Source organism: Bacteroides sp. An269, assembly GCF_002159755.1.
GTDB lineage: Bacteria > Bacteroidota > Bacteroidia > Bacteroidales > Bacteroidaceae > Phocaeicola > Phocaeicola intestinalis.
Map to the genome: position 1 here is coordinate 1 of NZ_NFJG01000128.1, position 11,800 is coordinate 11,800.

Consider the following 11,800-nt stretch of genomic DNA (forward strand, 5'->3'; position numbering starts at 1 on the left):
TGGCTGATTGGGTCAAGAAGAAATTCGGATGGATATTGGAGGTCGTACTCAGACCGGACGAATGTCCGTCCAAATTTCAGGTACTGCCCAAACGTTGGATTGTGGAACCCTCTTTCTCATGGCTGGAAAACTTCAGAAGGCTGACCATCGATTATGAATTCCTTGCTGAAACTGCGGAAGCTATGGTACAGATTGCATTCATACAAATCATGCTTAACAAATTTATCGAATGAAATCAAAACAGCTTCTGAATCTCTATCGAAAATAATCTTTTGTTTCCTGATACACAAAATCATTTTCTTCAAAAAGACAATTAATAATCCACTCACAGCTATATAAGTTTTATATTCCATGGGCTGGAACATACATTCCACGCCGTGGAACGTATATTCCAGCCCATGGAATGTACGTTCCGCCAGCCGGAATATAAAACTTAGATGCCTGCAAAGAGAATATCACCCAGCTGCAAAGCCAAATGTACCAAGACTTTTCATGGAAATAAGTATGCCAACGGACGCTGGAATGCAGACTCTGCATCATTTTCGTGCAGTTTTCGAGGAATTCTGCATTTTTTTCATGCAAAAACCGTATCTTTGTTTTCTAAACCACACGATTATGGAACAACTATATGAGTTTTTCAACCGGAAACTAAAACATACGCCTACCGAGTTCTTTCGTTACCAGTACAACCAAATCAAATGGAACGGACGTGCTTTCGGGATTGTCGGACCGCGGGGAGTGGGCAAGTCTACGATGCTTTTGCAGTATATTAAATAGTGTGTCCAGTTCTACGTTCCTAAAAAAGCAGTATCAAACGCCCTTGTTAGTGTTCATATTATGCTCTGAAATTTAACACTTTAGCAGGCAAAATAGTTTTTTGAAAATTTGTGTATTTCATTGATATTTAGTAGTTTAGTAGAATAATTAAGTAACTGAAAACAATGAAAAAATCAGATTCAAAATCCAATAAAGAGACCCTGGAAGAAGAGGTAAAACGTCTTCGTAAAGAAAATGCCAAACTGAAATCTCAAAAAGCAGCCAAAGAGGCTAAGCTTAAAGAAGCGAGAAAGGAACTTAAAAAAAAAGACGTAAAGACCGTGACTGTGACCGAAGAACAAATGAAATTGTTATCGAACATATTCCCGGACATAGATACTCTCTTCTGATTGTTCAACTTTGTGTATTGATTTACATTCGTACCAACTGCGGCCTCCGCACCGTTGTTAAGATTCTGGAAATTTTCAACGAAGTGCTTGAAGGAAAATGCGGCAAGGTTCCATGCTATAATACCGTAGAGAATTGGATGAAGAAGCTGGGATTATCCACTTACGAAAATGATAATAAACCTACAGATAAAAAGTTTGCGTATATCATTGACGAAAGTATTATGGTCAATCGGGAGAAACTTCTTTTGATTCTGGGCGTTTCCGCCGCACATCCCGGACATCCTCTTAAGCATGAGGACGTTACGGTTGTCAGCATGAAATCCTGCGGCTGCTTTAAAGGAGACGACATCAAGCAAGAGATTGAAAAGTCCATTGAGAAGAACGGGGCTAAACCTGAATATGTAATCAGCGACCAGGCCCATAATCTCACAAACGGAATTTCGCAATCGGGATTGTTGCACCATATCGACATCAGTCATGCCATGGGTACATGTTTGAAACATGCTTATGGCAACGAGCCTGATTTCGTGAACTTTACTACTATTCTTGGAAAGGTCAGATTGCAATATCATCTTACAGACAAGGCTTATCTTTTACCACCCAATATGCGTAGTATTGCCAGATTCATGAATATGAACTCATGGGTTGATTGGGGCAACAAGATGCTTGGTTGTTTTGCTAGCCTCCCAAAGGAAATGCAGGATGCATACTCCTTTGTCCTTGATTATAAGGAGCTATTGGCTGAATTGAAGACCGCCGTTGCTGCTGTTGAGCACATAGAAACAATCTGTAAAACAGAAGGCTTTAATCTTGCTAACAGTAAGAAATGCAAGAATTATATTACGCGGCACATAATAGGCAATGCAAACAACCGTAGAGCTATGCTTGGAATCAAGATTTTGGAATACCTTAAACAGCAGGAAGAGAAGTTGAATGATATTTATGAATCACGCAACATCTCTTCTGATATCATTGAATCAACATTCGGTGTTTTCAAACAAAAAAAGTCGCCAAACAAACTGTATGGCATAACTCCTTTTGTCCTGTTTATACCGTTACATGCAAAACTAGAGAACAAATCTGCCACTAAGACATTTAATTTCAAAGAGCGCTTATGTAATGTTAAACTAAAGGACATTGATACTTTTGCTAATAATCACATGTCCACAAACTGGGTTACAGTACGCACCAAACAGCTCAAAAATGTGGGCTAAATTGGGAACATTAAACTGGACACCCTATATATTAAATTCAATCTCAATCCGGCAGATACACTCTATGTATCTGCTGACCATCTGTATTTTGCCGAACATAAGCTTGTGGAACTGGCGGACCGTTTTGTGAAAATGGGAGGGAAACATTTGTTTATTGACGAGATTCATAAGTATGAAGGTTGGTCGAGAGAGCTTAAGCAGATTTACGATAGTTACGATGACTTGCAACTGGTTATCTCCGGTTCGTCTATCCTTGATATATACAAAGGGCTTGCCGACCTAAGCCGAAGGATGCCTATTTACACCATGCAGGGGCTTTCATTCCGCGAATACCTGCATTTGTTCCATCAGATAGAAACCCCCGTTTATAGCCTCAACGAAATATTGGCGCACAAAGCCGTGCTTCCTGTTGAGCATCCGCTGCCTCTTTTCAAAGATTATCTACGCAGAGGCTATTACCCTTTCGCCAAAGATGAAGAATATGAAATGGAACTGATGCAGGTCATCAATCAAACGATGGAAGTGGACATTCCGCAACACATACAGGCCAACATTGCCTTAGGGAGAAAACTGAAAAGCCTCTTGATGGTAATAGCTAAAAGTGTGCCTTTCAAGCCCGTCATGCAAAAATTGGCGGAAGTTACTGGAATTAGCCGGAACGACATTCCGAATTACTTGATTTACATGGAAAAGGCAGGCATGATAGCCCAACTTCATGATACAACAGGCGGACTGCGAGGATTGGGAAAAGTGGAAAAGCTTTATCTTGACAACTCCAACCTGATTTACACATTAGCGCCCGAACATGCGGAAATCGGCAATGTAAGGGAAACTTTCTTCATGAACCAGACAAGGGTGCTAAACAATGTGACCAGTTCCAGCGTCTCCGACTTCGAAATAGACGGCAAAGTATTTGAAATCGGAGGACGCAAAAAAGGGCAAAAACAAATAGAAAGCGTACAAGAAGGGTATATCGTAAAGGACGACATCGAGAACGGCTACGCCAACATCGTCCCACTATGGGCGTTCGGACTGAACTATTAGCCTTCTCTCCGCTCGTCTATCACTTCCACATCCGTTATCCCCGCCTCTTTCTTTTGGCGGTAGCGGATGATGCGGAAGAGGTCGGTCAAGCCGTAAACGATAGAAGACACGCCCAGAACGATGAAAGGCACTTTTGCCGCTTCGAAAGGATTCACCAGAATCAGGATGCCTGCCAGCAGGAGCAAGACCGGAATCACATAAAAGATGCCTGGGACACTACCTGCGAGCTTGCGTGCCGAAATGAAACCCATCAGCTGGCTGACGCCTCCGAACACCAGCAACGCGCCCAGCACATACATCAGAATACTGACAAAAAAGCCCGGCATTACAATCAACCATATCCCCAACAAGGCACTGCCCAGTGCTACAACAGGAAAAACATTGCCACGTGAAGAAAAATAAGCCAATATCCCGTACAAACCCGGAAGCAAAAACAATACCCCTACCGTTATTACCAAATAAATCACGGCTGCCTCAGGCCACACTACCAGCAGAATACCCATTATCAGGGCACACAGGCTGCTCACTACTGAATAACCGAATAGTTTCATAATTTTCTCCTTATTATATATGTACTACGAAGATAGTTGTTTTTTCTTGTTTATACAAATAAACTTCTATGGATATAGAACAAAAAAAATCCCATTTTGTTTGCATCTTCAAAAATTATCGCTATATTTGCTCCCGAATTAAACAGAAACATAACAAAAAACTCATGAACTCAGTAATGACAAATACATATCGTTGGTGGCGTTACTTACTACTCCCAAAGTCGTAAGCTAACCCAGTCCGTGTGTATCTGTCTGTTCTCATAACCAACAATCATTTATCAAGGCATACAAAAAAGGCTGTCGTTCTTACGACAGCCTTTTTTGTTTTTATCCCCATTGGCAATAACTTAAACAATCAAAATATGAATCGGAAAAAGTATCAAGTAGACTCAAACGGGTATTATGGAAATTTCGGCGGAGCATACATCCCCGAAATTCTTCACCAATGCGTGACCGAACTGAAAGATGCATACCTACGGGTATTGGATAGCGATGATTTCAAGCAAGAGTTCGCCCAATTGTTGCGCGACTACGTGGGACGTCCCTCTCCCCTGTATCTTGCCAACCGGCTTTCGGAGAAATACGGATGCAAGATTTACCTGAAGCGGGAGGACCTGAACCATACAGGCGCACACAAGATAAACAACGCCATTGGGCAAGTGCTGCTGGCACGGCGAATGGGAAAGAAACGCATCATCGCCGAGACCGGAGCCGGACAGCACGGAGTAGCGACGGCTACGGTCTGCGCACTGATGAACATGGAATGTGTGGTGTATATGGGCGAAACCGACGTGGCACGCCAGCACATCAACGTGGAAAAAATGAAGATGCTAGGAGCCGAAGTGCGCCCGGTCACCTCGGGAAACAAAACCCTGAAGGATGCCACCAATGAAGCCATACGCGACTGGTGCTGCCACCCCGAAGACACATACTACGTGATAGGTTCTACCGTAGGGCCTCATCCTTACCCCGACATGGTGGCACGCCTGCAATCGGTCATCAGCGAAGAAATCAAAAAACAACTGATGGAACACGAGGGACGCGATTATCCCGACTATCTGATAGCGTGCGTGGGCGGAGGAAGCAACGCCGCCGGTACCGTCTATCATTACCTGGACAATGACAAGGTGAAAATCGTACTCGCCGAAGCAGGCGGAAAGGGCATCCATTCGGGATACTCTGCCGCCACCATCCAACTGGGACGGCTGGGCATCATACACGGAGCGAAAACCCTCGTGATGCAAGACGAAGATGGACAAATCCTGGAACCCTACTCGGTATCGGCAGGGCTGGACTATCCGGGTATCGGTCCCCTGCATGCCAACCTTGCCACACAACACCGTGCCACGGTGCTCGCCATCAACGATGACGAAGCCATCCGTGCCGCCTACGAACTGACCCGTCTGGAAGGCATCATCCCCGCACTGGAATCGGCACACGCATTGGGCGCACTGGAGAAGGTCAGTTTCCGCCCCGAAGACATCGTGGTGCTCACCGTATCGGGACGAGGGGACAAGGACATGGAAACGTATTTGAATAATGTGCAAATGTGCAAATATGAAAATGTGCTAATGTGAGAATGTGCTAATGTGAGAATGTGCTAATGTGAGAATGTGCTAATGTGAGAATGTGCATTGTTTATTAGCACATTGTTTATTAGCACATTGTTTATTAGCACATTGTCTATTAGCACATTGTCTATTAGCACATTGTCTATTAGCACATTGTCTATTAGCACATTGTCTATTAGCACATTGTCTATTAGCACATTGCCACATTGCCTATTAGCACATTAAACTATTAACTATTAATTATTAACTAAAAAAATGACCTACCATTACCATACCAATCATAAAGTGCTGCTGGGCGACCTGCATACACCAGTCAGCACCTACCTGAAGGTGCGCGACCTCTTTCCGCAAAGCGCCTTGATGGAAAGCTCCGACTATCACGGGAGCGAAAACAACCGTTCGTTCATCGGGTTGAACCCGATAGCCAGCATCAGCGTAAGCCACGATGTAGCTACCGCTATCTATCCCGACCACTCGCGCGAAGAAACTCCTATCAGCGAAGCATGTACGGTGGAGGATGTGATGAACCGCTTCCTTTCCCGCTTCCGGGTAGAAGGAGAATATGCCGACTATTGCGGCGTATATGGATATACCTCGTTCAACGCCGTGCGCTATTTCGAACCAGTGGAGGTGAAAGACAGCACCGAAGCCAAGAACGATGCACCCGATATCCTCTACATCCTGTATAAGTACATCATCGTATTCAACGATTTCAAGAGCGAAATGGTACTCATCGAGATGAACGACGGAAGCGAGCCGAGCCATATTGGCGAGATAGAACGTGCCATCCACGACCGTAATTATACCACCTACGGTTTCCACCCCATAGGGGAAACCACCAGTACCCTGACCGATGAAGCGCACAAGGCAAACATCCGCAAGGGAATCGCCCATTGCCTGCGGGGCGATGTGTTCCAAATCGTACTCTCACGACGTTTCATCCAGCATTTCCAGGGAGACGACTTCAAGCTCTACCGCGCCCTGCGCAGCATCAATCCCTCGCCTTACCTGTTCTACTTCGACTTCGGAGGATTCCGCATCTTCGGTTCTTCGCCCGAGACCCATTGCAGGATAGAAGACGGGCAAGCCACCATCGACCCCATTGCCGGCACCACCCGAAGGAGCGGAAACAAGGAAACCGACCGAAAGCTGACCGAAGCCCTGCTTGCCGACCCGAAAGAGAACGCCGAACACGTGATGCTGGTAGACCTGGCACGCAACGACCTAAGCCGGAACTGCACGGGCACGCACGTAGCTTTCTACAAAGAACCGCAATATTATAGCCACGTTATCCACCTCGTGAGCCGGGTAAGCGGCACGCTGAACGCCGACGCCAATCCCATCCGCACGTTCTTCGACACCTTTCCGGCAGGTACATTGAGCGGTGCCCCCAAAGTACGTGCCATGCAACTCATCAGCGAGATAGAGCCACACAACCGCGGTGCATACGGAGGCTGCATCGGCTTCATCGGGCTGAACGGAACCCTGAACCAGGCCATCACCATCCGCACCTTCGTAAGCCGCAACCACGAACTTTGGTTCCAGGCAGGCGGAGGCATCACCGCCCTGAGCAACGAAGAGAACGAACTGCAAGAAGTGAACAACAAACTGGGAGCCTTGAAAAAAGCCATCCTGATTGCTGAGAGTTTATAAGTTCTTTAGTTTTTAAGTTTTTGAGTTTTTGAGTTTGTAAGTTATTATCTTACACCAACTCAAGAACTAAAAAACTTAAGAACTAAAAAACTCAAGCAAGAACTTAAAAACTTAAAAACTCAAAAACTTAAGAACTCAAAAAATGAAAACCGTTATTATAGACAACTACGACTCGTTCACCTACAACCTGAGCCAGATACTGCAAGAATTGGGAGCCGAAGTGACCGTGCTCCGCAACGACAAATTCCTGTTGGAAGACTTGGAAGCATACGACAAGATAGTCCTCTCGCCCGGACCGGGCATCCCCGAAGAAGCCGGATTATTGCTTGACGTAATCCGTTCCTATGCCGGAAAGAAGCCTATACTGGGCATCTGTCTGGGCGAACAGGCTATCGGCGAAGTGTTCGGCGGAAAACTGGTAAACCTTTCCAGCGTATTCCATGGCATACAAAGCCCGGTAGACCTCATCGCCGACGATTACCTCTTTCAAGGATTGCCTCGTGAAATTCCCGTAGGGCGTTATCACTCGTGGGTAGTCGACAAGGACACCTTGCCTTCCTGCCTCGAAACACTCGCCCTAAGCAAAGAGGGATACATCATGGCATTGCGCCACCGCGAATATGACATCCGAGGCATCCAGTTCCATCCCGAATCGGTGCTGACCCCCGACGGGAAACGCATCATGCAAAACTGGCTGGAGCATTCACCACAGATTACACAGATTAAAATAAAATAATTGATTATCGATCATTCACCGCAAACAGACACAGCCCATTAAATTTAATTTATAAATCTGTGTAATCTGTGGTGAAAAAACAATCCACTCAATATGAAAGCAATACTTACAAGACTATTTGCCCACGAAGAGCTTTCGCACGACGAAGCATACGGACTGATGAAAGGCATCACACAAGGCAAATACAACGATACACAGATAGCCGCCCTGCTCACCGTATTCCAAATGAGGGGCATCAAAGTAGACGAACTTGCCGGCTTCCGCCAGGCATTGCTTGAAACATGCATCCCCGTCGATTTCTCCGACTACAGCCCCATCGACATCGTGGGGACAGGAGGAGACGGCAAGAACACCTTCAATATCTCCACTTGCGCCTGCTTCGTGGTGGCAGGAGCAGGCTACACCGTAGCCAAGCACGGCAATTATGGCGCCACTTCGGTGAGCGGAGCCAGCAACGTAATGGAACAACACGGCGTGCGGTTCACTACCGACCCCGACCGATTGCGCCGCTCCATTGAGACCTGCCACATGGCATACCTCCATGCCCCCCTCTTCAATCCGGCAATGAAACACGTGGCAGGCGTGCGCAAGGCGTTGCAGGTGCGCACCCTGTTCAACTTGTTGGGACCGCTCATCAATCCCTGCCAGCCGGCATACCAGCTATTGGGAGTGGCAAACCTCGCCCAGATGCGTCTCTACACCAACACGCTCCAGCAACTGGGTATCGGTTTCGCCGTAGTGAACAACCTCGACGGATACGATGAAATCTCGCTCACCGACGAGTTCAAGGTGATGACCAACCGCTACGAGACCATTTACCGCCCGGCAGACTTAGGTTTCTCGCTTGCCCGCCAGGAAGAACTTTCGGGAGGGAAAAGCCCGCAGGAAGCCGCCCGGATATTCGACAACGTGCTCTGCAACCGTGCCACGAAAGCGCAGACCGAATGTGTGCTCATCAACGCTTCGTTCGCCATTCAGGCACGCGAGCCCAGCAAGCCGATAGAAGAATGTGTGGCACTGGCACGCCAGTCGTTGGAAAGCGGAAAGGCATGGAGCACCTTCTGCAAGTTCGTAGAGATAAACAATTAAATCAGGTACCAGGTGAATAGGTACTAGGCAACTAGGTTCTAAATAGTTTTGCCAGTACAAACCAAACTATCTAAAAACCTAGTCCCCTAGTACCTAACACCTAGTCAACTAAAAAATTATGAGCAAAGACATTTTAGAAGAAATCATCGCGCACAAGCGCATCGAGATAGCCGGACAAGAGAAAGTGGTATCTGCCGCCTTCCTTGAAAAACAACTGGGCGAACCCGTTCCGGCACGCAGCCTGAAAGCAAGCCTTCAGTCATCGCCCACGGGCATTATCACCGAGTTCAAACGCCGTTCGCCTTCGAAGGGCTGGATTCATCAGGACGCCGATGCCGGCAAAATACCTGCCGCATACCAGCAGGCAGGAGCCGCCGCACTCTCCATCCTGACCGATGAGGCATACTTCGGCGGAACCTTGAAGGACATCCGCACGGCACGTCCTACGGTCAGCCTGCCCATCCTGCGCAAGGACTTCATCATCAGCCGATACCAATTGTTGCAGGCAAAGGCAGTACAGGCGGACGCCGTCCTCTTGATAGCCTCTGCACTTACCCCCCAAGCGTGCCTCACGCTGGCAAAAGAAGCACACGCGCTGGGACTGGAAACCTTGCTGGAAATCCATACCGAAGCAGAGCTGGATTACTTAAACGAATACATCGACGTAGTGGGAGTCAACAACCGACACCTGGGCACCTTCCACACCGATGCGTCCCATTCGCTCCGGCTTGCCGAGGCATTGCCCCGAGGCATAGTGAAAATCTCTGAAAGCGGCATTTCCAGCCCCGATACCCTCCTTCGGTTGCGCGAGGCAGGATTCGACGGCTTCCTTATCGGCGAAACCTTCATGAAGACCGACGACCCGGGAGAAGCATTAAGCCGGTTTATTGCAGATTTACTCACCACAGATTACACAGATTAAAATAATTAATTATAACCCATTCACCACAGTGACAATTTTATTAAAAATGAATTCCGCACACATCCGCTGTAGGGGCGTATCGCATACGCCCGAATGCGCCAACTAACCCACAAAGACGTTATCAGGGCGTATGCAATACGCCCCTACAAACAAATTGGACAAAATACGGACGTTCATATTACTAAATCTGTGTAATCTGTGGTGCCCAAACAACAAACAACATGATAATCAAAGTATGCGGCATGCGCGAGCCCGAAAACATCCGCGCCATAGAAAATACCGGAGCCGACTGGATAGGGTTCATCTGCTACGAACGCTCGCCCCGCTTCGTGGCGGACACACCCGCCTATCTGCCCCGCCACGCCAAACGCGTCGGCGTATTCGTCAACGCCGGCTTCGACACCATAACCGCACGTGCCGAAGCCCTGCGCCTCGACTACGTGCAACTGCATGGCACCGAAAGCCCTGAGCTGTGTCTCGAACTGCGGTGCCACGGGTTCCACCTCATCAAGGCGTTCGCACCTCGCACGCCTGCCGACCTGGAGCAGACCATTCCTTACCTTCCCTTGTGCGACTACCTGCTGTTTGACACCCCGAGTGCCGGGCACGGAGGCTCAGGCAAGGCGTTCGACTGGTCCCTGCTTCGCTTCTATCTCGGCGACGTGCCGTTTCTGCTGAGCGGAGGCATCTGCCCCGAAAGCCTCGAAGCATTGCGGCGTTTCCATCATCCCCAGTGGGCAGGCATCGACCTGAACAGCGGCTTCGAAATCACTCCCGCCGTAAAGGATGCCGGAAAACTGAAGGCATTTATAGAGAGAATAAACAATGTATCAATGAACAATGTGGCAATGAGAGAATGAATTAACACATTGACACATTATCACATTGACACATTATCACATTAGCACATTATTAATTAACACATTATTAATTATTAACCACCATGAACCGTATCAACCAACTATTCGAACAAAAGAAACACGACATCCTCTCCATCTATTTCTGTGCAGGATGTCCCACACCCGACAACACCGCCGATGTCATCCGCACCCTCGAAGCACAAGGTGTGGATATGATAGAAATCGGCATCCCTTTCAGCGACCCGATGGCAGACGGCCCCGTCATCCAAGACGCCGCCACCCGTGCCCTGCGTGGCGGAATGACCCTACGCCGCCTTTTCGCCCAATTGGAAGGCATCCGCCACAACGTACGCATCCCCCTCATCCTGATGGGCTACCTCAACCCCATCATGCAATACGGATTCGAGAACTTTTGCCAAAGCTGCCAGGCATGCGGCATAGACGGAATGATTATCCCCGACCTTCCCTTCAAAGACTACATGGAAGAATACCGTCCCATAGCCGAACGCTATGACCTGCGCATCATTATGCTGATTACCCCCGAAACCAGCGAAGAACGCATCCGCGAAATCGACCGCCATACCGAAGGGTTTATCTATATGGTATCTTCTGCCGCCATCACCGGCGCGCAACGCGACTTCAACGAGCAGAAGCAGGCATACTTCCGCCGCATCGAGGCGATGAACCTGCACAACCCACGGATGATAGGCTTCGGCATCTCAAACCGCCAGACCTACGAGGCCGCCTCTACCCACGCCGCCGGATGCATCATCGGAAGCAAGTTCGTCACCCTGCTCAATGAAGAGCAAGGCGATGCCCTGAAAGCGGTTACAAGGCTCAAAGAGGCGATTTTCAAATGAATATCCTCAAAATGCCAGCAGATAAAAGAAGCTGTTTTGAATTTATCGTGCGATGATTTGGGATGAGTTTTTGAGGCATTTTCGCTTCTGTGATGAGGAAGATAGCGGGCTATCTGACGAAGAACAGGAGCGGA

13 protein-coding genes are annotated in these 11,800 nt (G+C 47.9%); 12 read left to right on the forward strand and 1 reads right to left on the reverse strand.

The window, feature by feature from the left end:
- The 5 genes from B5F71_RS16780 to B5F71_RS16800 form a co-directional block, all read left to right on the forward strand.
- The coding region (locus B5F71_RS16780) for a transposase (protein WP_143269928.1) at nucleotides 1–233 on the forward strand (233 nt) is incomplete at its 5' end.
- A gap of 382 nt (nucleotides 234–615) precedes the next feature.
- Entirely contained in the window at nucleotides 616–777 is a 162-nt protein-coding gene (locus B5F71_RS20445) for a hypothetical protein (protein WP_158098130.1), read from the forward strand.
- A 164-nt stretch (nucleotides 778–941) separates the two neighbouring features.
- Nucleotides 942–1,166 (forward strand): hypothetical protein, encoded by a 225-nt coding sequence (locus B5F71_RS16790; RefSeq protein WP_087212593.1) that lies wholly within the window; start codon nucleotides 942–944, stop codon nucleotides 1,164–1,166.
- Nucleotides 1,167–1,183: 17 nt separating this feature from the next.
- Nucleotides 1,184–2,380: a hypothetical protein gene (locus tag B5F71_RS16795; RefSeq protein ID WP_241148636.1), complete on the forward strand. Its 1,197-nt coding sequence runs from the start codon at nucleotides 1,184–1,186 to the stop codon at nucleotides 2,378–2,380.
- Nucleotides 2,381–2,389: 9 nt separating this feature from the next.
- Nucleotides 2,390–3,424, forward strand: a complete 1,035-nt coding sequence (locus B5F71_RS16800) for an AAA family ATPase (protein ID WP_241148637.1) — start codon at nucleotides 2,390–2,392, stop codon at nucleotides 3,422–3,424.
- Here the strand turns inward: B5F71_RS16800 and B5F71_RS16805 are convergent.
- Nucleotides 3,421–3,975: a DUF308 domain-containing protein gene (locus B5F71_RS16805; protein ID WP_022040671.1), complete on the reverse strand. Its 555-nt coding sequence runs from the start codon at nucleotides 3,973–3,975 to the stop codon at nucleotides 3,421–3,423. The two genes, B5F71_RS16800 and B5F71_RS16805, sit on opposite strands and share 4 nt — an antisense overlap.
- A gap of 362 nt (nucleotides 3,976–4,337) precedes the next feature.
- On the opposite strand from B5F71_RS16805, the gene trpB reads away from it, so the two are divergent.
- The 7 genes from trpB (at nucleotide 4,338) to trpA (ending at nucleotide 11,666) form a co-directional block, all read left to right on the forward strand.
- Nucleotides 4,338–5,552, forward strand: a complete 1,215-nt coding sequence (gene trpB / locus B5F71_RS16810; RefSeq protein WP_087212599.1) for a tryptophan synthase subunit beta — start codon at nucleotides 4,338–4,340, stop codon at nucleotides 5,550–5,552.
- Nucleotides 5,553–5,801: 249 nt separating this feature from the next.
- Nucleotides 5,802–7,199 (forward strand): anthranilate synthase component I family protein, encoded by a 1,398-nt coding sequence (locus B5F71_RS16815; protein WP_087212601.1) that lies wholly within the window; start codon nucleotides 5,802–5,804, stop codon nucleotides 7,197–7,199.
- Between the two features lie 142 nt (nucleotides 7,200–7,341).
- Entirely contained in the window at nucleotides 7,342–7,935 is a 594-nt protein-coding gene (locus B5F71_RS16820; RefSeq protein ID WP_087212604.1) for an aminodeoxychorismate/anthranilate synthase component II, read from the forward strand.
- Nucleotides 7,936–8,028: 93 nt separating this feature from the next.
- On the forward strand, nucleotides 8,029–9,024 hold the full coding sequence (gene trpD / locus B5F71_RS16825; protein WP_087212608.1) for an anthranilate phosphoribosyltransferase: 996 nt from the start codon (nucleotides 8,029–8,031) through the stop codon (nucleotides 9,022–9,024).
- A 118-nt stretch (nucleotides 9,025–9,142) separates the two neighbouring features.
- Nucleotides 9,143–9,946: an indole-3-glycerol phosphate synthase TrpC gene (gene trpC, locus B5F71_RS16830; RefSeq protein WP_087212611.1), complete on the forward strand. Its 804-nt coding sequence runs from the start codon at nucleotides 9,143–9,145 to the stop codon at nucleotides 9,944–9,946.
- Between the two features lie 221 nt (nucleotides 9,947–10,167).
- Nucleotides 10,168–10,806, forward strand: coding sequence for a phosphoribosylanthranilate isomerase (locus B5F71_RS16835; RefSeq protein ID WP_087212615.1), 639 nt, complete (start codon nucleotides 10,168–10,170; stop codon nucleotides 10,804–10,806).
- Between the two features lie 83 nt (nucleotides 10,807–10,889).
- Nucleotides 10,890–11,666 carry a tryptophan synthase subunit alpha gene (trpA, locus tag B5F71_RS16840; RefSeq protein ID WP_087212617.1) on the forward strand — a complete coding sequence of 259 codons (777 nt, stop codon included), beginning with the start codon at nucleotides 10,890–10,892 and terminating at the stop codon, nucleotides 11,664–11,666.
- Nucleotides 11,667–11,800 lie beyond the last annotated feature (134 nt).